Here is a 21,677-nt window from a genome sequence, read left to right on the forward strand (position 1 = left end):
GGCCGCAGCCCGGCGCTGCGGCCCCCCGCCGTGCCGGGGGACGTCCCCGGGCGGGGCGGTCACTCGATCCGGCACCCGGTCCGGGCGGCGAGGAGCTGGTCGCCGAGCAGGGTCACGGGGTGGTCGTCCCCGGTGACGGCCAGGACGGTGCGCACCCCCGCCCGGGCCAGGGCCGCGTGCCAGCGCGGGGCGCCGGGCGGGGGCGCGTCGGGGTCGGTCCGGGGGTCGTGCGGGTGCAGGTGGGGCAGGAACGCGTCGCGGACCAGGAACTCCAGGCGGGCGCGCACGGGTTCGTTGAGCAGCAGCCATCCGCCGGGGGCGAGCAGTGCGGTCAGCCGCCGGGCGGCGAGGTCCGGGTCGGGGGCGCAGGCCAGCGCGCCGTCGGCGACCACCACGTCGAACGGGCCGGTGACGGCCCCCGGCCCGGACCCGGGGCCGTGCAGGTCGAAGCGGGCGTACCGCAGGTGCGGGTGGCGGCCGACCCGGGCGCGGACGGCGGCCAGCAGCAGGTCGGACGGGTCGGTGCAGAGGTAGTCGGCGGCGGGGGCGGTCCGGTCCGCGAGGGCGCGGGTGATCTCGCCGGTGGCGGTGCCGGCGCCGGCCGCGAGTTCCAGCACCCGCAGCGGTCCGGGCCCGGGGTGGTCGGCGGCGATCCGCCGCAGGGCCGCGGCGAGGACGGCGGCGCGGTAGCGGCCCGCCGCGGTCCTGGTCGCGAGGGCCTCGACGACCCGGGTGCTGCCCTTGGGCAGCAGCAGGGCGGCGGCCTGCTGTTCGCCGGTCAGCAGGGCGGGCAGCCGTTCGGCGGCGGTGCGCAGGTGGTCGATGACGGTGGCCGAGCCGAGCCGGCCGGTCCAGGCGTCGGCGGCCGACTGCCAGGCGTGGGCGGTGTCCGCCGGGCGGACCGGCCGCGTCGCGGCGAACAGCTCGCCCCGGCGGGTCGTCAGCCCGTGCCGGGTCAGCTCGGCCAGCCAGCGTCCGACCAGCCGGTGGTGGGCGGGGGCGACCCGGGCCGCGCGCAGGACTTCGGGGAGCCGGTGGCCGCGGCCGGGTTCCTCGAGGACGCCGTCGCGGCGCAGGGCGAGCAGCATCGAGGAGAGCACGGCGGCGTCCAGGCGGGCGGTGAACACCCGGGCCTGCTCGGCGCTGACGCCGATGAGCCGCTTCCAGGCGGCGTCGGTGGCGGCGGCGGCGACCTTCCGCAGGGCGGTGTCCGAGCTCTCGGCGTCGCTGCGGGGCGCGCGGACGTGCGCCACGACCGCGCCCAGCGCCTCGACGGCGGCGTACACGTCCTGTTGGCGCGGTTCGGGGCCGACGTGCAGCACCCGGCGCAGGTCGTCCAGGTCCTGGGCGTACTGGTCGCCCAACTCGCTGATCCGCCAGAGCAGTTCGGAGGGCAGGCTGAGGTGGGTGGAGCGCGAGCGGGCCAGGTCGGCGAGCAGCTCGGCCGGCGGCCGGTCCGGGTCGCCGTGGACGACCGTGCCGCCGGCCAGCAGGGTGGCCAGGGCCAGTTCGACGCCCAGGCCGGTGGGCGGCAGCAGCACGGTGTGCCGGATCGGCAGCGGTCCGAGGACGCTGGCCCAGTACCGCAGCCGGCGCTCGTGCGGGTCCGACTCGCGGGTCGCCGCCCGGGCGGCCCGGACCCGGGCGGCCACGGCCTGCGACAGCGCGTCGGCGGGCACCGCGCCGGTCAGCAGCGCGGCGCCGCTGACCGGCCGGCCGTCGTCGCCGATCAGCGCCGGGCGTTCGGCGAGGCCGCGCAGGGCGGTCACGAGCGGGGGGACGGAATCCACGGGGGGCGCTCCGGGGTCGGCGTGGGGGCGGCACCACTGAACCACGGACCACACCAGAATGACAATCGTTATCGTATTCACTGAATGGCGGCGGTGCCGTCCCGGCGCGGGCGCCCGGGCGGCGGCTGGATGTGGATCTTGCCGAACCGGCCCTAGGCTGTCGGCATTTGAAGCAGCGTCAACTGGAGGAACTTGCCGTGGCCGTGAAGCAGAGCGATTGGGTGGTGGCCGCAGCGGACCAGGTGATCGAGGAGAGCGAACGCCGCGGCGGCACCCCGCTGGTGTGCGCCTCCGGCATCAGCCCGTCGGGCCCGGTCCACCTGGGCAACCTGCGCGAGATCATGGTGCCGCACTTCGTGGCCGACGAACTCCGCCGCCGCGGCCTGGACTGCCGCCACCTGCTCTCCTGGGACGACTACGACCGGCTGCGCAAGGTCCCGGCCGGGGTGCCGGCCGGGTTCGCCGAGCACATCGGCCGGCCGCTGACGGCGGTGCCCGACCCGTGCGGCGAACACGCCGACTGGGCCGAGCACTTCAAGGCGCCGCTGCGCGAGGCGCTGGCCCGGCTGGGCGTCGAGGTGGACGAGATCAGCCAGACCCGGATGTACGGCTCCGGCGCCTACCGCGACCGGATCGTGCACGCGATGCGGCAGCGCGACCGGATCGACGAGGTCCTCGGGCGGTACCGCACCAAGCAGGCCGCCGCCGCCCCGGCGGACGGTCCCGAAGCGGACGAGGACGAGGACGGGGCGGCCGCCGACGGAGCGGGCGGCTACCACCCGTACCGCCCGTACTGCGCGGACTGCGGACGGGACTCCACCGCAGTCGTCGACTTCGACGAGGCCAGCACCCGGATCCGCTACCGGTGCGCGTGCGGGCACCAGGACGGGTTCGCGCTGTCCGGGACCGACGGCGGGAAGCTGGTCTGGAAGGTGGACTGGCCGATGCGCTGGGCGTACGAGGGGGTCACCTTCGAGGCCGGCGGGGTGGACCACTCCTCGCCCGGGTCCTCCTTCACCGTCGGCTCGCAGCTGGTGCGCGAGGTCTTCGACGGGCTGCCGCCGAAGTACCTCGGCTACAGCTTCGTCGGCATCAGCGGCATGGCCAAGATGAGCAGTTCGAAGGGTGGGGTCCCCACCCCAGCCGACATCCTGAAGGTGCTCGAACCCCCGGTGCTGCGCTGGCTGTACGGCCGGCGGCAGCCGCGGCAGTCCTTCCAGATCGCACTGGACCAGGAGATCCAGCGGGTCTACGACGAGTGGGACGCGCTCGGGCGGAAGGTCGACTCCGGCACCGCCACCGAGGCCGACGCGGCGATGCTGGCCCGCTCGGCCGGCCCGGCCGCCGGCCCGCTGCCCACCACCCCCCGGCCGCTGCCGTTCCGCACCCTGGCGTCGGTCGCCGACGTGGCGGCCGGCGACCCGGAGCAGACCCTGCGGATCCTGCGCGACCTCACCCCCGACGAGCCGCTGGCGAACCTGGACCGGGCCCGGCCGCGACTCGACCGCGCCCAGGAGTGGGTGCGCACCTACGTCCCGGCGCAGGACCGCACCCAGGTGCGCACCGAGCCCGACACGGAGCGGCTGGCCCGGCTGACCGAGGACGAGCGGACGGCGCTCAAGCTGCTGGTGGAGGGCCTGGACGCGAACTGGTCGCTCGCCGGCCTGACCTCGCTGGTGTACGGCGTCCCGAAGCTGCGGGCCGGACTGCCGCTGGACGCCCCGGCGTCACCGGAGCTGAAGACGGCCCAGCGCGAGCTGTTCGCACTGCTCTACGAACTCCTGGTCGGCCGCGACACCGGCCCCCGGCTCCCCACCCTGCTGCTGGCACTGGGCGCGGACCGCATCCGGTCGCTGCTGGCCACCGGCTAGCCCGGCCCGGCCGCGCGGCACGAGGACCGGAGGCCCGGCTCAGCCCGGGTCCTCCGGCTCGCGGCCGCACCCCCGGCCCGCCGCGGACGCGGCCAGCCGGTCGGCCCAGTACCTGACCTGGTCCGGCGCCTGCCGGGAGTGCGCGACGAGCGCCAGCCGGTCCCACGTCCCGTGGTCGCTCCAGTGGCGGAAACTGCGGTGCGCGTGCTGCCAGGAGACCCCGAAGCCCGGCGGGACGGCCCGCCACGGGGCGCGGCTGGTGAGGATGAAGGAGACCGCGGCGAACAGCGCCTCGTCGTCCCGGCGGCGGGTGCCGCCGCCCTGGGGGCGGCGGGCCGGCGCCGGGAGCAGCCACCGGGCCGTCGGCCACACCACCATGGGGGCGAGCCAGCCGAAGCGGTGCTCGCGGGCCGGCGGCCGTACCCCCGGCCGGGCCGGTCGGAGGGCGGGCGGGCGCGGGCCGGGGGCGTCCCCGGCGCGGGCGGGGCGGAGCGGGGCGGTCGCGGTCGGTCCGGCCGGGGCGAGCAGGTCACGTGCGTACGCGGAGGAAGGCATGCCGCCAGCGTGCCCGAGCCGCGGCCCGGGCACAGGCGGCGGTGGCCCTCGGGTTCGCGCCTTGCGGAGAGCCGCCACCCCGCCCGCGGGCCGGGCCCGCAGCGGAGCCCGGCCGACTCCGGTGCGGGCCCGGGGGTCCGGGGGTCAGACGGTGTCGCCGGCCAGCCGCCGCAGGTCCCGCTCGCTGAACCCGGCCAGCGCCCGCAGTTCGAGGTCGGGCTTGCCCCGGCCGCGGAACGCCATGTGGTCCGTCTCGCGCTTGGCGTAGTCGCCGAGCCCGATCTCGTCGACGAGTTCGTTGTGCCGCCGCAGCACCCGCGCGGTCGCCTCCTCCACCGCCAGCTCGTCGCCGCCGTAGAGGTGGTCGAGCCAGCGGTTGGCGTAGGTGACGTGCCGGACCTCGTCGGCCAGCACGTGGTCGAACATGAGGCCGACGGACTCGTACCCGGCGGCCCGCATCCGGGGGACCGCGTTGCCGAAGACCTCGATGGCGGCGTCCTCGCCGGTGCGGCTGAGCACGATCATCCGGTGGTCCAGCGGCTGTCCGGCCATCGCCGCGTAGAGGTCCGGGTCGCGGTAGGGGAACTGGCGGTAGTCCACGCCCAGCCGGGCGATCTCCTCGATCAGCAGGTGGGTGTGCCGCATCTCGTCGTGGCCGTGCCGGGTCATGTCGAGGTAGAAGCCGAGCGGCAGGTCCGCGAAGTCCGCCATGCTGCGCAGCGGGACGTCGGTGGCGATGAACTCGATCTGGATGCTCTTGCGCATCAGGTAGACCAGGGTGTCGTCGTCGAGCAGGCTCGGATCGGGGTCGGGGGTGGCGCCGCCGATCGCCGGGACCCGGCCCGCCCAGGCGGGGTAGCTGCGGTGCGGGCAGGGCGCGGGGGACAGCGGGACGGTGCCGGTGGGGGTGACCGACGGCCCCGGACGGTGCGCCCCGCGCAGGATCGCGCCCGACTCGACGTCGGGCAGGCCGAGTTCGGCCGCCGGCTGCTGGGGCTCCAGGGCCAGGCCGAGGCACAGGTCGTACAGCCGCCGGTCGTGGTAGGTGGTCTCCTCCGCGCACTGGTCGCGGGAGGTGCGGTACAGCACGGCGAGTTCCCGGAGCAGGGCGTACCCCCAGGCGAGCGCCTGCTCCGGGTCGTCCGCCGCCAGGACGGCGGTCACCTCCTCGACCGCCTCCGCGGAGGGCCGCCCCAGCCGGTCCGGCCGGACCCGCAGCTCCAGCGCCCGGGTGTGCAGCAGGTCGGCCTGGGAGACCAGGCTGTGGATCGCGCGGACCAGGGCCGCCCGCGGCGCGATGTCACCGGTGCGCGGGGCGAAGGCCGCCAGCGCCCGGCCGGCCAGCAGGGTGGCGTGGTACAGCGAGAGGTCGAAGGCCGCGAGTTCACCGATCGAGAGGGCGTCGATGCGGCCGGGCCCTCCGCCGTCTGGAGCGTGCGCGTTCATGGGGATCCCCTTCGGGTCGGCTGCCTGCGGATCGAATCTAGGCAGCCCCGTCCGGCCCGGCTACGGCTGCGGCGGGGGAGTACCGGCCAGGCCGGAACTCCCCGCCGCAGGTGCGGCCGACCGCCACAGGAGACAACTCCCTTGTCGCCCCGCGGCCGCCGGTGCCACAGTCGCGGGGGCCTCCTCCGGGAGGCCGACTGACGGTGCGTCGCTACGTGTGGCCGGCTGGAGGAGCACATGGACACGTCCGAGAACCCGATACCCGACCTGGACGAGCTCGCGGTGGCCGCCTACCGCCGACTGCTGGAGGAGGGCCGCCGGGACGACGAGTGGCTGAGCGCCAGCGCGGACGTCCCGCTGGAGCGGGTGGACGAGGTGTACCGGCTGCTGAGCAGCCTCCGGGTGGTGGAGGCGCACTCGGACCGGGACTGGCTGGCCGTCGAGCCGCACGCCGCGATGGCCGCGCTGGTGGTGCCGATGGAGGCCGAGGCCCGCCGCCGCGCGGCCCTGGCGGAGCGGCTGCGCACCCAGCTGCAACTGCTCGTCCCGGTGCACGAGTCGGTCACCGGCGCGCGCTCGCAGCAGACCTTCGAGATCGTCGGGGACGAGGCCCTCGACGCCCTGCTCGACCTGGAGATCGGCCGCACCTCCCAGCAGCTCCTGCTGCTCCAGGCGGACAGCGGGAGCTTCGACCGCCAGTGGGAGCGGCGCACCGACCAGTGCCGGGACGCGCTGCGCCGCGGCGTCGCGATCCGCGCCGTCCACCAGCACGGCGCCCGGCTGCACCTGCCCACCGAGGGCCTGGCCGAGACGCTCGGCGCGCACGGGGCGCGGTTCCGCACCATCGACGAACTCCCGGCCCAGCTGGTCCTGTTCGACCACCGCTGCGCCCTGCTGCTGGCGGCCGACGGGGCCGGGCAGGACGGCCCGGACCCCGAGGACGGGCCGCAGGCCGCGGTGCTGGTCCGCCACCCGGTGGTGATCTCCGTCCTGGCCGGGATCTTCACCAACTGCTGGGACCGCGGCGTGCCGTTCCTCGCCGACGAGGCGCAGCCGCCGCAGGTCATCGACCAGGTCAAGCTGTCGATCCTGCGCCTGCTGGCCAGCGGCGCCAAGGACGACGTGGTGGCCCGCCGGCTCGGCCTGTCGGTGCGCACCTGCCGGCGGTACCTCTCGGACCTGATGAGTTCGCTCGGCGTCAGCAGCCGCTTCCAGGCCGGGGTGGAGGCGTGCACCCGGGGGCTGGTCCCCGCGGCGGGCGGGGCGGCCGGCCCCGACCGGCGGGCGATGGTCACCTCGTCTGCGGAATGACCTGGTGGGCGATCAGCTCCATGTGGTCGTAGTCCTCCGGCTCCAGCAGCTGGAGGTAGACGCGCTCCACCCCCGCCTCCCGGTAGCGGCCGATCTTGTCCACCAGTTCCGCGGGGGACCCGGTCAGCCCGGTGGCGCGCAGCTCCGCCTCGCCGCGCTCCATCCGGTGGGCCCGGGCGGTCACCGCGGCCGGGGTGCTGCCGCAGCACGCCACCAGGGCGACCGAGAGGACGGGGGTGCCGCTGTCGCGGCCCAGGGCCCGGCAGGCGTCGCGGACCCGGTCGAACTGGGCCCGGGCCACCTCCGGGCGGACGAACCCGACGTTGTACTCGTCGGCGTACCGGGCCGCGAGCTCCGGGGTGCGCCGCGGCCCCCGGCCGCCCACGATGATCGGCGGGTGCGGGCGCTGCACCGGCTTGGGCAGCGCGGGGCAGCCGGTGAGGCGGTAGTGCTCGCCCGCGAAGTCGAAGGTCTTCCCCGCCGGGGTCGCCCACAGCCCCCGCAGGATCCGCAACTGCTCCTCCAGCGGGCCGAAGCGCCGGGCCGGGAAGGGGATGCCGTAGGCGGCGTGCTCCTCCTCGTACCAGCCGGCGCCCAGCCCGAGCTCCACCCGGCCGCCGGACATCTCGTCGACCTGGGCCACCTGGATCGACAGCGGCCCCGGCAGCCGCAGGGTCGCGGCGGACAGCAGCGTGCCCAGCCGGATCGTGCTGGTCCGCAGGGCCAGGCCGGCCAGCGTGACCCAGGAGTCGGTGGGGCCGGGCAGGCCGGGCCCCGGGCCCACCGCCAGGTAGTGGTCGGAGCGGAAGAAGCCGTCGTAGCCGAGGCTCTCGGCGACCTGGGCGGTGGCGGCCTGCTGGGCGAAGCCCATCCCCTGCTGGGGTTCGACGAAGATCCGGAAATCCATGCTGCTGGTCCTCCTGGCGGGCGGGACGGTGGGGGGCGGTCGGCGGTGCCGCGGCTCAGCCGTACTGGGGCCGGGTGATCCAGGCGTCGTGCAGCGCGGCGTACGTCCCGTCGCGGGCGAGCAGTTCGGCGTGCGGGCCCGCCTCGACGATCCGGCCCCGGTCGAAGACCAGGACGGTGTCCGCGCTCTGCGCGCTCACCAGCCGGTGCGCCACCACCACGGCGGTCCGCCCGGTGGTCAGCTTCTCCAGCGCCCGCTGGATCCGGTCCTCGGTGGCCGGGTCCACCGCCGAGGTGGCCTCGTCCAGCAGGAGCACGGCCGGGTCGGCCGCGTGCGCCCGGGCCAGGGCGACCAGTTGGCGCTCCCCGGCGGACAGCGAGCCGCCCTGCACCCCGACCGGGGTGCGCAGGCCCAGCGGCAACGACTCCAGCCACTCGTCCAGGCCCAGCTCCCGGAACGCCCGCCGGATCCGCCCGTCGTCGGCGTCCGGCACCCCGAACCGGATGTTCTCGGCGATGGTGGTGTCGAACAGGAAGCCCTCCTGGGGCACGATGACCACCCGGCGCCGCAGCGAGCCCTGGTCGATCCGGTCCACCGGCACGCCGCCGATCAGCACCTGCCCGCCGCTCGGGCGGAGCAGGCCGCAGGCGAGCTTGGCGAAGGTGGTCTTGCCCGAACCGGTCTCCCCGACGACCGCCACCCGCTGCCCCGGCTCCATCACCACCGACACGCCGTGCAGCACCTCGTGGCCCCCCGGGTAGGCGAACCGCACCCCCGCGAAGGAGATCGCGGCCGGCTCGGCGCCGAGCACCGTCCGGGCCGCGTCGTCCACCGGGTCCTGCGCCTGCACGGCGAGGACGCCGAGCAGGCGGCGCCAGCCCGACAGCGCGCGCTGCGCCTCCGTGAACGCGGTGACGCCCATCCGGGTCGGGGTGACGAACAGCACGGCCAGGAACAGGAACGCCGTCAGGTCGCCGACGGTCAGCCCGTCGCCGGTGAGCCGCGCGCCGACCAGCACCAGCGCGACGGTGATCAGACTGGGGACCAGCTCGGCGACGGTCTGGGCCGCCGTGGTCCCCCACTGGCAGCGGGTCTGGGCGGCGTGGACGTCCGCCACCGCCCGGTCGGCCCGGGCCACCGCGTAGCCCCGCGCCCCGTAGACCCGGATCGTCTCCCCGCCGTTCAGGGTCTCGCCGGTGACCCCGAGGAGCCCCGCGAGGCGGTCCTGCAGGGTGCCGAAGAGGCGCGACAGCGAGTTCTGACTGCGGTTCAGGAACACGATCAGCGGCAGCTGGAAGGCCCAGACCAGCAGGGTCAGCCGCAGGTCGTAGTAGGCCATCACCAGGGTGGTGGTCAGCATCTGCAGGGCGCTCAGCGCCAGCATCAGGCCCTTGTACTGCAGGAAGCTGCTGACCGTGTCGACGTCCGAGGTCACCCGCGCCACCAGGGCGCCGCGCGGTTCGGCCTCCTGGACCACCAGCGGCAGGTCGTGGATGTGCCGGAAGGCGGACGTCCGGGTGGCGGCCAGACCGGCCTCGCTGGCCCGGTAGAGCCGGACGCTCACCCAGTAGCCGGCCGCCGCCGTCGTCACGACCGCGACGCCCGCGCCGACCACCGGCCAGACCACCGCCCCCGTCCCGGCCCCGTCCCGGGTCGCCCCGTCCAGGGCCCGCTGGAGGGCGACCGGCAGGGCCACCCGGCCGGCCACCGCGACCAGCCCCAGCAGGACGGTCGCGGTGATGCCCCGCAGGAACTCGTCGGACAGCGCGATCCCGCGCCGCATGACGGCCCAGGCCCCGCCCGGGGCCTCGGAGATGGTGCTGCTGCTCATCCGGCGAACTCCTTGTCGGTGGGGGCGCCGTGGAGACCGGCGCCGTCGGCGCGCCGCTCCCGGTCGCGGCGGTAGGCGGTGACCAGCTGCCGGTACGCCGGGAAGGCGGCCAGCAGCTCCCCGTGCGGTCCGCGGGCGCGCACCGCGCCCCGCTCCAGGTAGACCACCTCGTCGGCGCGTTCGACCGCGGCCAGGCTGGACGAGGCCATCACCACGGTCAGTTCGGGGCGCAGGGCGCCGAGCCCGTCCAGGATCGCCGCCTCCACCAGCGGGTCGACCGCGGAGGTGGCGTCGTCCAGGACCAGCAGCCCCGGCCGGCGGAGCAGCGCCCGGGCCAGGGCGAGGCGCTGGCGCTGGCCGCCGGACAGGGTGTGCCCGCGTTCGCCGACGGGCGTGTCCAGCCCGTCGGGCAGGGCGTCGACGAACCCCTCGGCCTGCGCCAGCCGCAGCGCCCGCCGGACCTCCCGGTCGTCCGCGTCGGCCCCCAGACGGATGTTGGCCCGGATCGAGTCCTGGAACAGGAACGGCTGCTGGGGCAGCAGGGCGATCCGCTCGGTGGCCCGCGCCGGGTCGAGCAGCCGCAGGTCCGTCCCGTCCAGCCGCACCCTGCCCGAGGACGGGACGGCCAGCCCCGCCAGCAGGGCGCACAGCGAGGACTTCCCCGAACCCGAGCGCCCGACCAGGACGACCTGCCGGTGGGCAGCCACCTCGAACGACACCTCGCGCACGGCGGGTTCGGGCGCGTCCGGGTGGACCAGCGAGACCCGCTCCAGCGCGACGGCGGCCGCGCCGGAACCGGCGGCGGCCGGGTCCGGGTCCGGTGCCGGGTCCGGACCGGTGGTGGCCGTGTCCGCGTCCGGGCCGGTGGCGTCCGACCCGGGGCCCGCCGCCGACGGCGGTCCGGCGTCGGCCAGCACCGCCTCGACCCTGGCGAAGGCGGTGGCGTTCAGCGGGAACTCGCTGATGATCCAGCCGACCGAGACCATCGGCAGCCCCAACAGGGCGATCAGGAAGGCGACCTGGACCACCGCCCCCGGCTCGATCCTCCCGGAGCGCACCTCCAGGGCGCCCACCAGCAGGGCCGCCAGCATGGCCGCACCGGGCAGCGCCTCCATCACGGGGTCGAAGACGGAGCGGACCCGGCCCGCGGCCAGGCTCGCCTGCCGCAGCCGCTCGGCCGACTCGGCGAAGCGCGCGGTCTCCGACTCCGCCCGGCCGGTGGCCTTGACCAGCAGCGCCGCCTCGAAGCTCTCGTGCGCGACGGCGGCCAGTCGGCCGCGCACCGCCTGGAGCCGGGCGACCAGCGGCCCGGCCCGGTACTCGAACGCCACGCAGAAGGTCAGCACGACCAGCAGCAGCACCACGCCGATCCAGCCGAAGGCCGGGGCGGTCAGGAACATCGCCGTGATGCCCGCCGCCAGCATCAGCAGGGCGCTGCACGCCGACGGCAGCAGGCGGACCGCCTGCCAGGTGACCTCCACGTCCGCGTCGATCACGGACAGCAGGTCGCCGGTCGCCCGCTGGCGCTGCCTGGCCGGCGGCAGCACGGCATAGCGGCGCACCAGGCGACGGCGCAGGTCGGCCTGCAACCGGTGGCGCATCACCGCCGACAGGCTCTCGCGGCACACGAAGCCGACGACCTGGAGCAGGGCCGCGCCGAGCAGCCAGGCGGTGTCCGCGGCGAGGCCGGGCACCGCCGAACCGGCGGCCCGGGCGGCCAGCACGTGGTTCGTCACCTGACCCAGCAGCCACGCGGTCGCCACGGTGGTTCCCGCGTAGAGCGCGCTGCCGGCCAGTGCCCCGGCGAACGGGAGCGGCTGCGAGCGCACCGCTGTCACGAGGAGGGCGAGGCCGCGCCGTGAACGCGCCCCCCAGGCATCGTGGTTGTCCATGTTCCTCTTCTCGTTCCAGCCCGGCGGTCGGGCTCCGGAATCAGGGGCCCCCTCCGGGGCGGTCCAGTGCTGGGGGCCGCGCAGCGGCCGACCGGCGGCTACGACCTGGTCCCCCAGGCGCCCGCCGCGACGGCCGCGGCGACCGCGAGCTCCACGGCCGCGCCGGCCTCCCGGCGCTCCAGGGTGTGCCAGCGCGACCCGAGGACCAGCCGGACGGTGACCGCCCGGTGCTCGCCCGGGACGTCGTAGACGTCGAGCACGTCGACCCGGCGCACCAGCGGCCCCGAGTCCGCCAGCGCGGCCAGCACCGGTCCGGCGGCCGGTCCGGGCGGCAGCAACAGGCAGACGTCGCGCTGGACTTCGGGGAAGCGCGCGGGCGTGGTGACCGTCCGGGGCACCCGCGGCAGCGACAGCAGCCGGTCCACGTCGAGTTCGGCCACCGCGGAGCGCTCGGCGGGAGCGCCCGCCGGGAGCACGCCGAGACGGCCGACCGGCTGCCCGGCGACCAGCAGCAGCGCCGCGGTGCCGGGCCGGAACGCGGGGTCGTCGAGGAGCTCGGTGCGCAGCGGGCCCGCGGCGAGCGGGCGCAGCAGCGCCTTGACGGCGTCCAGGACCTGCCAGTAGCCGGCCTCCCGGAGCGGTCCCGTCCCCGGTGCCCCCGGCGGGTCGGCGGGGGTGTGCAGCAGTGCCAGCGAGGTCCGCTCCCGCGCGCCGTCCGGCCCGAGCGGGTCCAGCACCATGCCCAGTTCGTACAGCGCGTGCGGGGCCGTGGCGGGGGACTGGGCGCGGGCGGCGGCGGCCAGGCCGGGCACCAGGCTGCGGCGCACGAAGCGGGTCCGGCCCGGCCCGGACCCGGCCAGCCCGAGCACCGGTGCGCACCAGGGGTCCTCCCGGGCCGGGCCGTCCGCGGGCGCCGGGCCGGTGCCGACGACCGGGGTCAGCAGTTCGTGGAACCGGCACCCGGCCAGGGTGCGGCGGAGCGCCGCCAGGGCGCGGTGGCGGTGGTCGGGTTCGGGGCGGACCTCGCCGTCGGGCAGCGTCGCCGGGATCCGGCCCAGCCCGTGCAGGCGGACCAGCTCGGCCACCAGGTCCTCCGGACCGCGCAGATCGGGCCGGGAGGGCGGCACCCGGACGCGCAGCCCGCCGTCGGTCCAGTCGCAGTCCGCACCGATCAGGGCGAGCAGCCGACCGTACGCCGGGCCCCCGGCGGGGCCCTCGGACGGGCCCTCGGCCGGGCCCTCGGACAGCGACCGCAGCGCGGCGGGGTCGAGGGTGAGCGTCCGCCGCCCGGCCGTCGGACCGAAGGCCACCGAGACGGCCCGGCCCCCCGACGGCGTCCCGGGGTCCAGCAGCGCGCCGACCCGGGCGACGGCACGCCGACAGCGCTCGCCGTCCGGCGCGTTCCCCGCCTCGGCGGTCGCCAGCACCAACAGACGCTCCGCGCCCGGCGGCAGCGGCGGCACGGACGGCGGCGGCACGGACGGCGAGGGCGGTGTCGGGCGCGGGGTGACGGTCAGCGGCAGGTGGGCGTGGTCCGCCCGGTCGGGCGCACCGCCCGGCGCGCGGGCCCCGGCGGGGTCGTCCAGCCGGACGCGGACCCGCCCCTCGGCCGGCAGCCGGTGGGCGGAGAGCCGCACCCCGTACTCGAACGCGGCGATCAGCAGCACCCGGTCGAGCCCGTCGTCGGCCGTCAGGCCGGCCAGTGCGGCCCGCTCCCAGTCCGGCGCGGGCCCGGCGGCCGGAGGGTGGGGCAGCAGCAGGGCCGCGGCGCAGACCTCCGGCGCGCGGACCTCCAGGACCGGCGCGTCGGGCGACCCGGGGGGACGGGTGCCCCCGGGGTCGGCGGTGCCGGCGGTGGCCGTGGTGGCCGTGGTGGCCGTCCCGGGGCCGTCCAGCCGGAGGTTGATCTCCCCGGCCAGGCCCCACAGCCCGCCGCAGTGCGCCAGCGCGTCCGGGATCCGGAGGGTGAGCACCTCCTCGGCGCGCGCCTCCGGCAGCAGTGCCCGGACCGGGGTCCCGGGTCGCGAGCCGGGTGCCAGCAGGTGGACGTGCGGGTGCGGGCCGAGGCCGAGTTCGGCGCTGGTGCAGATCCGACCGACCGGCTGTCCGGGGTGTCCGGCGGGGCCCACCCGGAGCAGCCTGCCGCGTACCGGTTCCGGGCCGGACCGGTCGGCGGTGGCGAAGAGCCTGGCCCCGGGCAGCGCCACCGCGACCACGCTGCCCGGGGGCGGCGCCTCCCCGACCCCGTCCGGCAGCCGCACCAGTTCCCCGGTGGGCACCGCGACCCGGACGGTGCCCGGCCGCCCGGCCGGGCCGGGTTCGACGCGGCCGGCCACCACCAGCGGGCTGAGCAGGCCGGCGGAGTCGGCGCCGGTGACGGCGATCCCCGCCTCGCCCAGCAGCTCGTCGATCTCGCGCACGGACAGCTCGCGGTGCAGGAACTCGTTCAACCAGGAGACCGGGACCCGCATCTGACGCCCCCTCAGTAGGTCTGGGTGAGAACGGACAGGTCGTTGTCGAGGAAGTGCCGGATGTCGTCGAGGCCGTGGCGGATCGCCAGCACGCGTTCGAGGGACACCGCCAGCGACAGGGCCCGGACCTGCGGGGACGCCCCGACCGACCGCATCACCGCGGCGGACAGCATCCCGCCCGAGATCACCTCCAGGTGCCCGCTGCCCAGGCAGAGGCCGCAGCCCGCCGACCCGCACGGGGTGCAGGCGACGTCGATGGCGAGCCCCGGGGAGACGTACGGCAGGGTGCGGAACCGCAGCCGCGCGGGCACGCCCGGGCCGAGCACCTCCGCGCAGAGCCCCAGGGCCAGGCCCTTGAGGTCGCTCAGCCGGATGCGCGGGCCCACGGCCACCGCCTCGGACTGGTGGAACTGGGTCACGAACCGCGGCCCGGGGACGGTGCGGCGGTGGCACGGACCGTCGACCACGAACCGGGCGCTCCGGCCCGGCGGCAGCTCGCGCAGCAGCCGCAGCGCGGACGCGGTGGTGTGGGAGCGCAGCACCGCGCCGTCCTCGGTGAAGTAGGTGTGCTGCGGGCTGCGGGTGGGGTGGTCGGCGGGGACGCCCAGCAGGTCGAAGCTGTGGGCGACGTCCTCGATCTGCCGGGACGCGCGCCGGGTGAACCCCGACCGGCCGAAGTAGTGGGCGACTTCGTCCGCCAGCCGGCTGACCGGGTGCGGCTCCGGCGGCGGCGCGGCCGGCCGGGCCAGGCACGGGTCGAGCGTCCCGGTCGGCGCGGCGGAAGCGGCTGGCGCGGCGGGGTCGGTCGGCGCGGCGGGGTCGGTCGTTGCGGCGGGGTCGGTCGGCCGCTCCCGCCGTTCCCGCAGGGCCCGGGCCAGTTCGGCGGCGGCCGTGCCGAGCAGGCGGCCGAGCGCGGGCCGGTGCGCCGGGGGCGCCTGGCCGATCAGCGCCCGGTGCCGGGCGAGCGAGCCGCGCCGTCCGAGGTGGCGGCCCTCCCACTCCGCCAGGGCCGGGCCGGTCGCCGGGCAGGCGGCCAGTTCGCGCAGGGCGAGGTCGCGGAGGTCCCGGATCCGCGGCGCGGACAGCGGATCCCGACCGGTGGCCGCGGGTGCTGGTTCGGACATGGATCCCTCCTGATCGGTTTTCCCGCATGCGGTCCGTGCCGATTCCCGGCCGGGGATTTCCGGTGCCCCATCGTGGCGGAGCGGGCCGCCGGAACGCAACGGGATCGGCTTCTCCGATGTCGGCCGTGAAAGCTTTTGCCCGTTTTGCCGGGGTGGTCATTTGCGGACTGTCAGCAACTTTCACCGATGGCCCGATGGTGTCGGGAACGGCACCGTGCCATGGTCTCGCTATCGCTTCTTTCCGGTGTCACGAGAGGACGTCAGATGAGTGCATGGAATGCGCAGACGTACGGCAGTCGCTGGGCGGAGATCTACGACGGCCTGCCCTGGCCCGGCCCTGAGCAGGCCGTCGACTTCCTGGCGAAGCTCGCCGGCGACGGCCCCGTCCTGGAACTCGCCATCGGCACCGGCCGCATCGCGGTGCCGCTCGTCGAGCGCGGCATCGAAGTGCACGGAATCGACTCGTCGGAGGAGATGACCGAGAAGCTGCGGGAAAAGGAGGGGGGCGCCGGAATTCCGGTCACGAAGGCGGACATCTCCTCCTTCGAGGTGGAGCAGAGCTATTCCCTGGCCTTTCTCGTGCTGAACACGATCTACGCCCTGCAGACCCAGGAGGAGCAGATTTCCTGTTTCTCCAGCGCGGCGGCGGCCCTGGAGCCGGGCGGGCATTTCGTGGTCGAGGCGTTCATGCCCGACCCCACCCGCTTCCGGCGCAACTCGTGGACCCAGGTCCACGACATGGGCCTGGACCACGTGCTCATCGAGGCGGACAAGCACGACCCCTCGACCCAGCAGATCCTGGAGCAGCACATCCACCTCAAGCAGGGCAAGGTCGAGCTGTTCCCGGCGTTCCTGCGCTACGTCTGGCCCTCCGAGATGGACCTGATGGCGCGCCTGGCGGGGCTGACCCTGGTCGAGCGCACCGGCGGGTGGCTCGGCGAGCCGTTCAACGCCAGGTCGGGCAACCACGTGTCGGTGTACCGCCGCGGCACGGTCTGACGTCCGGCCGATGACGTCCACGCGGGCAGCGGCGGGGCCGGTGCGGGCGCCCGCCGAGCTGGCGCTCGGCGCGCGGCGGCGCATCCTGCGCTTCGCCGAGGACCAGCAGGTCCACCTGGGTTCATCGCTCTCCGTGGTCGACCTGCTGGTCGCGGTCCTGCGGGAGACCGGCGCGCCGGCGGGCGACCCGTCCGACCCGGGCCGGCCGCGGCTGGTGCTCAGCAAGGGGCACGCGGTGTGGGCCCTCTACGCGGTGCTGGCCGAGCACGGGCTGCTGGACACCGAGCGGCCGGGCCCCTGGGCCGGCCACCCGGTGGACGGCGTGCCGGGGGTCGACGCGGCCACCGGGGCGCTGGGCCACGGCCTGTCGATCGGCGCGGGCCTGGCCGAGGCGGCCAGGCTCCAGGGGCGCGGCCACCGCACCCACGTGGTGCTCGGCGACGGCGAGTTGAACGAGGGGTCGGTCTGGGAGGCGGCGATGTTCGCCGCCCACCGCCGGCTGGACCGCCTGGTCGCCCTGGTCGACGTCAACGGGATGCAGCAGGAGGGGACGACCGCGGAGGTCCTGGACCTGGGCCCGCTCGACCGGAAGTGGCGGGCCTTCGGCTGGCGGACGGTGACCGTCGACGGCCACGACCACGCGGCGCTGCGGGCCGCCCTGGCGGAGACCGCCGCGCCCGACGGGCAGCCCACGGTGCTGCTCGCCCACACGGTGAAGGGGAAGGGGGTGCCGTTCATGGAGCACAGCGCGGACTGGCACACCGGCACGCTGGACCCCGCCCGGCTGGCGGCCGCCCTGGCCGCCCTGGACCGGGGACGGGCGGTGGCCGATGACTGAGCGGAACCCCGGGACGGGGCCGGCCGCCGGCATGCGGCCCGCGGTCGCCCGGGCGCTGGCCGACCTCGGCGACCGGCTGCCCGACCTGGTCGCGCTGGCCGCCGACGGCCGCGCGCTCGCCACCGCGTTCGCCGCCCGGCACCCCGACCGCTTCATCGACGTGGGCATCGCCGAGGGCAACCTGATGGGCGTCGCCGCCGGGCTGGCCCGGGCCGGCCAGCGGGTGGTGGTCTGCGGGATGGCGCCCTTCCTGGTCCGCCGGGCGGCCGAGCAGCTCCGCATCGACATCTGCCGCCCCGGCCTGGACGTCACCGTCCTCGGCGTCGGCGGCGGCCTCGGCTACGGGACGCTGGGCGCGACCCACCACGTCCCGGAGGACCTGGGCGCGCTGTCGGCCATGCCGCACACCCGGGTGTACTGCCCCGCGGACGTCCACGCGGCCGACTGGGCGGTACGGGACGCCGTGCTCGGCGGCGGCCCCCGCTACGTCCGGCTCGGCGCGCGCGAGGACCCGGTGGTCCACGCCGCCGACACCCCCTTCTCCTTCGACCGGCCCGGCGTCTTCGACTTCGACGGCCCCGACAGCACGAGCGCCCCCGGCGACCCGGACGCCCCCGGCGACGCGGTGGTGGTGGCCGCCGGCCGCACCGTCGCGGAGGCGCTGCGCGCCGCCGAGGCGGTCCGACCGCACGGGCGGCGGGTCCGGGTGCTCGGCCTGACCGCGGTGTTCCCGTTCCCCCGGGAGGCCCTGCTGGCGGCGGTCTCCGGGGCGTCCACCGTGGTCACGGTCGAGGAGCACCACGTCCTCGGCGGCCTGGCGACCCAGACCGCCCTCGCCCTCGCCGGGCGCTGGCACGGCACCTTCCGCTTCCTGGCCGTGGACGAACGGCCCGCTCCGGTGCTCGACCAGGCCGGACTGTTCCACTTCTACGGCATCGACGCGGCCTCGATCGCCCGCGCCCTCGTCGAACCGCCCCCGACCCCGGAGTGATCTGATGCGCATCCTGCTCGGCGCCCAGAGCTGCGGCTTTGGCCCGATATCCAAACTCACCGCCGTCTCCCGTGCCCTGGACGGGCACCACCGCGTCTTCACCGGAGTCACCGTCGCCGCGGACTTCGCCCACCGCAACGCCGACGCCTTCGACGAGTTCGTCGACATCGCCGCCGACGCCGGGGCGCTGGACCGGGAGATCCGGCGGGCCGACTGGGTGGTCTCGGTGATGGACGCCGACCTGGTGTTCCGCGCCGTCGCCGCCGGCCGGCCGGTGCTGCTCGTCGACAGCCTGCTCGCCTTCTGGAAGCTCGACACCCCGGCCTGGCGGATCGCCGAGCTGTGCGAGCGCTCCCGGCGGACCGGCTCCGCCCCGCCGGCCGAGGTGCTGGCGGAGCTGTCCCCGCACGAGCAGGTCTTCGCGGCGCACCTGCTCGCGGACGTCTCCGCGGCGCAGAACTTCCCGGGCGTGGCCGAGCGGATCGCCGAACTCCGCGCGCTCGGCGCCGTCGGGGCCCACCTGACCGGGCCGATCGTGGACGAGCCGGCCCTGGCCGACGTCCCCCGGGCGGCCGAGGACGCCGTCGACCTGATGGTCAACATCGGCGGCTTCAAGAACTTCCTGCTCGACTACGACCACCACAACGCGTACCTGCACCTGGTCTCGCGCTGGATCCCGGACCTGCTGGCCGACTGGCCGCGGTTCGACCGGGTCGCGGTCTGCGGGGGCAGCTACGGCGGCGACCGGGCCGCGCGGGTCGCGGTCGGGGGCCGGACGGCGGAGTTCCGCTGCCTGTCCCACCGGGCCTTCATCCCCGCGGTGGCCTCCGCCCGGCACTACCTGCTCACCCCGGGCCTGACGGCCATTCACGAGGCGCTGCTGCTGGGCCACTTCCCGATGGCCCTCCCGGAGCAGCACTACGGCCACATCAGCAACCTGGAGGGGCTGGCCGGCACCCTGTTCGAACGGCACGGCAGCCGGTTCTCCGACCTGATCCCCGGGTACGAGGTGCCGGCCGACGACTTCGAGGGCACCGCCGCGATCGTCGGCCACGTCGGCCGGCTGCTGGCGGACGACGGCGGGTACGCGCTGTTCCGCCGCGGCATGAACGAGCGGATCGAGAGCTTCGTCGGCCTCGGCCCGGAGGACCGGGCGGACGGCGTGGCCGAACTGCGCGCGCTGCTCCAGGGCCCGTCCTTCTCGGCGCTGCTCGGCGAGGTCCTGCCGGCCCCGGCCGACGAGCTGGTCGGGGGCGCCCGGTGAACACCGACGCGTACCGGGAGTGTCTGTTCCGCACCGAGGAGTCGATGCTCGCGCTGCACCGCCGCCTCGACGGCGCGGAGCCGGCCGGGATCACCTTCCGGACCTGGGTCCCGCGCAGCGAGCGCAAGCAGCGCCAGCGGCTGTTCGTCGAGACCGCGGTCCGCGGGGAGCCCCGCTACGTGGCCAAGGTCCCGCTGGACCCGCAGGACGACATGGTCGACCGGGAGTGGGAGCTGCTGTCCGGGCTCGGCGGGCTCGACCTGCCGCGCCCGCGTCCGGTCGGCAGGCTCGACCGGGGCTTCGTGATGAGCCACGTGCCGGCCACCGACTTCCCGGCCTTCATGGCCGCCGCCCGGCCCGAGGAGTGGCCCGCCGTGCTGTGCGCCGGCGTCGAGCTGGCGGCCCGGCTGCACCGGCAGGGGCCGCGCCCGGTCGGAGCCGTCCCCGGGGAGGTGGCCGCGGCCTACCTGCCGGCCGGGGTCCGCCTCCCGGCCGTCACGCTGGAGCGGCTGGAGCGGGCCCGGCTCGCCCCCACCCACGGCGACCTCGGGCCGTGGAACCTGCGCGTCGACCGCGACGGCCGGATGTCGCTCATCGACTGGGAGGACTACCGCCCGGTCGGCCTGCCCGCCCTCGACGTCCTCAACCTGGTCGTCACCGCGGCGCTGATCGCCTTCCCCGACTACCCGGACCGCGGCTTCGACTGGTTGTACGAGCGGGTCTTCCACGGCGAGAACGCCTTCCGCACCGCCGCCGACCGGGCGTTCCGCCACTACGCGCGGCTCACCGGCCAGGACGTCGAGTCCGTGGTGGCGCTGACCCCGGTGCTCTGCCACTGGATGATCCGCCGCATCGAGGACCAGGGCCGGCCCACCGGCCACCTGTTCTTCCGGCCGTTCACCGAGCGGTTCGAGGCCGAGACCCCGCGCTGGTCGGGGGTCGGCCGTGGCTGAGCCGGAGCTGTTGGACGCGGTGGTCGTCGGGGCCGGCCCGGCCGGCCTGTTCGCCGCCTGGCGGCTGGCCACCGGCGGCGCGCGGGTCGCGCTGCTGGAGGCGGGCGGCGACATGCGCCAGAGCCTGTGCCCGAAGGTGTCGGCGCGGATGGGCGGCCGCACGGTCCGGTCCGCGGAGAAGTTCCGGCTGCAGTGCAACCGCTGCGACTGCCTGACCGGACTGGGCGGCGCCGCCTTCCACTTCGACACCAACCTCGGGTACGTCAGCGGCCTGTCCAAGTCCAAGATCGAGCAGGACGGCCGCGGCGGCGTCCGGACCTACAGCGGCCTGGAACGGACGCTGGGGAGCTTCGACCGGGCGGCCGACGCGGTCCGGGACGTCTACCGGCTGATGCACCGCTTCGGCCTCCGGCCGCCCCGGCCCGGGCCGCCGCCGCCCGCCTCCTGCGGCGTGCCGCCGAGCGGGTTCGCGCTCGCGGACGAGGCGCTGTCGCAGGCGGTCACCGTGGACGAGGCGCTCGGCATGATCGACGGCCTGGTGGCCGACGCGGTCGCGGCCGGACTGCGCCTGCACCTGCGCACCCGCGCGGAGTCGGTCGTCCGGGCCGAGGACGGCACCTGGCTGGTCGGCGCCGCCGGCACCGTGTTCCGGGCCAGGAACGTCATCGTGGCGGTGGGCAAGCTCGGCCTCGGCTGGGTCCGCGAGGTGCTCGACCGCAACGCGGTGGCCCACCGGCCCAGCCCGACGGTGGACGTCGGCGTCCGGCTGGAGACCACGCGGCAGCTGGCCGCCCCGCTGACCGCCTCCTGCCAGAACCCCAAGTTCACCTTCCTCAACCGGGACGGCGACCCGGTCCGGACCTTCTGCGTCTGCGAGGGCGGCCGGATCATGCAGTACGCCTTCCAGGACACCGTGGTGCTGGACGGGCAGCACTGCCTGACCACGCCCACCCGGCGCACCAACTTCGGCATCGTCACCACGGTGCGGGTACCGCCGGGCGGCGACGGCACCCGGTACGCGCTGGACTTCAGCCGCCGCGCCACGGCCGCCGGAGACGGCCTCCCGGTGGTGCAGCCGCTGATCGAACTGCTCGGCCGGGGCCGCTGCGCGGACCGGCCCGGCACCAGCCTGGTGCAGGCGCGGTGGACGGACCTGGCCGAGGTCCTGGGCCCGCGGCGGGTCGCCGACATCGCCGCGATGGTCGACAGCCTGGAAGCGGTCGCGCCCGGGCTGATCGGGCCGGAGACGGTGGTCGCGGCCCCGGTGGTGGAGCGCCTGTTCCCCGCCATCGAGCTCTCCACCGACCTGGAGAGCAGCGTCCCGGGCCTCTACTTCACCGGCGACTGCTCCTCCAAGATCATCGGCGTCACCTACGGAGCATCCACCGGGCTGGCGGCCGCCGCCGCCGTTCTGCGCAGTTGATCGGAGAGGAA

Annotated in this window: 16 protein-coding genes; 8 read left to right on the forward strand and 8 right to left on the reverse strand. The window is 76.2% G+C overall.

Annotated elements, in window-relative coordinates; all coding sequences use genetic code 11:
- Positions 1 to 59: 59 nt before the first annotated feature.
- The gene (locus ACIP60_RS31340; protein WP_400690844.1) at positions 60 to 1,790 is read right to left on the reverse strand and encodes a methyltransferase; all 1,731 of its coding nucleotides are present in this window, start codon (positions 1,788 to 1,790) and stop codon (positions 60 to 62) included.
- 203 nt (positions 1,791 to 1,993) lie between these two features.
- On the opposite strand from ACIP60_RS31340, the gene lysS reads away from it, so the two are divergent.
- A complete protein-coding gene (lysS, locus tag ACIP60_RS31345) occupies positions 1,994 to 3,661 on the forward strand; it encodes a lysine--tRNA ligase (RefSeq protein WP_400690847.1) in 1,668 nt (555 codons plus the stop codon).
- A 39-nt stretch (positions 3,662 to 3,700) separates the two neighbouring features.
- On the opposite strand, the gene ACIP60_RS31350 is transcribed toward lysS, so the two are convergent.
- Entirely contained in the window at positions 3,701 to 4,216 is a 516-nt protein-coding gene (locus ACIP60_RS31350) for a transposase (RefSeq protein ID WP_400690849.1), read from the reverse strand.
- Between the two features lie 144 nt (positions 4,217 to 4,360).
- A complete protein-coding gene (locus tag ACIP60_RS31355; RefSeq protein ID WP_400690852.1) occupies positions 4,361 to 5,662 on the reverse strand; it encodes a DUF455 family protein in 1,302 nt (433 codons plus the stop codon).
- 237 nt (positions 5,663 to 5,899) lie between these two features.
- Between ACIP60_RS31355 and ACIP60_RS31360 the strand changes: the two genes are divergently transcribed.
- A complete protein-coding gene (locus ACIP60_RS31360; protein ID WP_400690855.1) occupies positions 5,900 to 6,973 on the forward strand; it encodes a LuxR C-terminal-related transcriptional regulator in 1,074 nt (357 codons plus the stop codon).
- Here ACIP60_RS31360 and ACIP60_RS31365 read toward each other — a convergent pair.
- The 5 genes from ACIP60_RS31365 to ACIP60_RS31385 all read right to left on the reverse strand — a co-directional run bounded on the left by ACIP60_RS31365 (position 6,954) and on the right by ACIP60_RS31385 (position 15,198).
- The gene (locus tag ACIP60_RS31365; protein ID WP_400690857.1) at positions 6,954 to 7,880 is read right to left on the reverse strand and encodes a TIGR03560 family F420-dependent LLM class oxidoreductase; all 927 of its coding nucleotides are present in this window, start codon (positions 7,878 to 7,880) and stop codon (positions 6,954 to 6,956) included. The genes ACIP60_RS31360 and ACIP60_RS31365 overlap by 20 nt on opposite strands.
- Positions 7,881 to 7,935: 55 nt before the next feature.
- Positions 7,936 to 9,711 carry an ABC transporter ATP-binding protein gene (locus ACIP60_RS31370; protein WP_400690860.1) on the reverse strand — a complete coding sequence of 592 codons (1,776 nt, stop codon included), beginning with the start codon at positions 9,709 to 9,711 and terminating at the stop codon, positions 7,936 to 7,938.
- Positions 9,708 to 11,603: an ABC transporter ATP-binding protein gene (locus tag ACIP60_RS31375; RefSeq protein WP_400690863.1), complete on the reverse strand. Its 1,896-nt coding sequence runs from the start codon at positions 11,601 to 11,603 to the stop codon at positions 9,708 to 9,710. Before ACIP60_RS31375 ends, ACIP60_RS31370 begins: the two co-directional genes overlap by 4 nt.
- Positions 11,604 to 11,701: 98 nt before the next feature.
- Complete coding sequence (locus tag ACIP60_RS31380; RefSeq protein WP_400690866.1) at positions 11,702 to 14,074, reverse strand: hypothetical protein; 2,373 nt, start codon at positions 14,072 to 14,074, stop codon at positions 11,702 to 11,704.
- 11 nt (positions 14,075 to 14,085) lie between these two features.
- A complete protein-coding gene (locus ACIP60_RS31385) occupies positions 14,086 to 15,198 on the reverse strand; it encodes a hypothetical protein (RefSeq protein WP_400690868.1) in 1,113 nt (370 codons plus the stop codon).
- A 264-nt stretch (positions 15,199 to 15,462) separates the two neighbouring features.
- Here ACIP60_RS31385 and ACIP60_RS31390 point away from each other — a divergent pair, with 264 nt between their 5' ends.
- The 6 genes from ACIP60_RS31390 to ACIP60_RS31415 are packed head-to-tail and all read left to right on the forward strand — an operon-like array spanning position 15,463 to position 21,666.
- Positions 15,463 to 16,197 (forward strand): class I SAM-dependent methyltransferase, encoded by a 735-nt coding sequence (locus ACIP60_RS31390; protein WP_159073323.1) that lies wholly within the window; start codon positions 15,463 to 15,465, stop codon positions 16,195 to 16,197.
- A gap of 10 nt (positions 16,198 to 16,207) precedes the next feature.
- Positions 16,208 to 17,035 (forward strand): transketolase, encoded by an 828-nt coding sequence (locus tag ACIP60_RS31395; RefSeq protein ID WP_400690872.1) that lies wholly within the window; start codon positions 16,208 to 16,210, stop codon positions 17,033 to 17,035.
- On the forward strand, positions 17,028 to 18,026 hold the full coding sequence (locus ACIP60_RS31400) for a transketolase family protein (RefSeq protein ID WP_400690875.1): 999 nt from the start codon (positions 17,028 to 17,030) through the stop codon (positions 18,024 to 18,026). Before ACIP60_RS31395 ends, ACIP60_RS31400 begins: the two co-directional genes overlap by 8 nt.
- A 4-nt stretch (positions 18,027 to 18,030) precedes the next feature.
- On the forward strand, positions 18,031 to 19,290 hold the full coding sequence (locus ACIP60_RS31405) for a hypothetical protein (protein ID WP_400690878.1): 1,260 nt from the start codon (positions 18,031 to 18,033) through the stop codon (positions 19,288 to 19,290).
- Positions 19,287 to 20,243 carry a phosphotransferase family protein gene (locus ACIP60_RS31410; RefSeq protein ID WP_400690881.1) on the forward strand — a complete coding sequence of 319 codons (957 nt, stop codon included), beginning with the start codon at positions 19,287 to 19,289 and terminating at the stop codon, positions 20,241 to 20,243. The genes ACIP60_RS31405 and ACIP60_RS31410 overlap by 4 nt, the downstream gene beginning before the upstream one ends.
- The gene (locus tag ACIP60_RS31415; RefSeq protein ID WP_400690883.1) at positions 20,236 to 21,666 is read left to right on the forward strand and encodes an FAD-binding protein; all 1,431 of its coding nucleotides are present in this window, start codon (positions 20,236 to 20,238) and stop codon (positions 21,664 to 21,666) included. Before ACIP60_RS31410 ends, ACIP60_RS31415 begins: the two co-directional genes overlap by 8 nt.
- Positions 21,667 to 21,677 lie beyond the last annotated feature (11 nt).

Source organism: Kitasatospora sp. NPDC088783 (genome assembly GCF_044750705.1).
GTDB lineage: Bacteria > Actinomycetota > Actinomycetes > Streptomycetales > Streptomycetaceae > Kitasatospora > Kitasatospora fiedleri.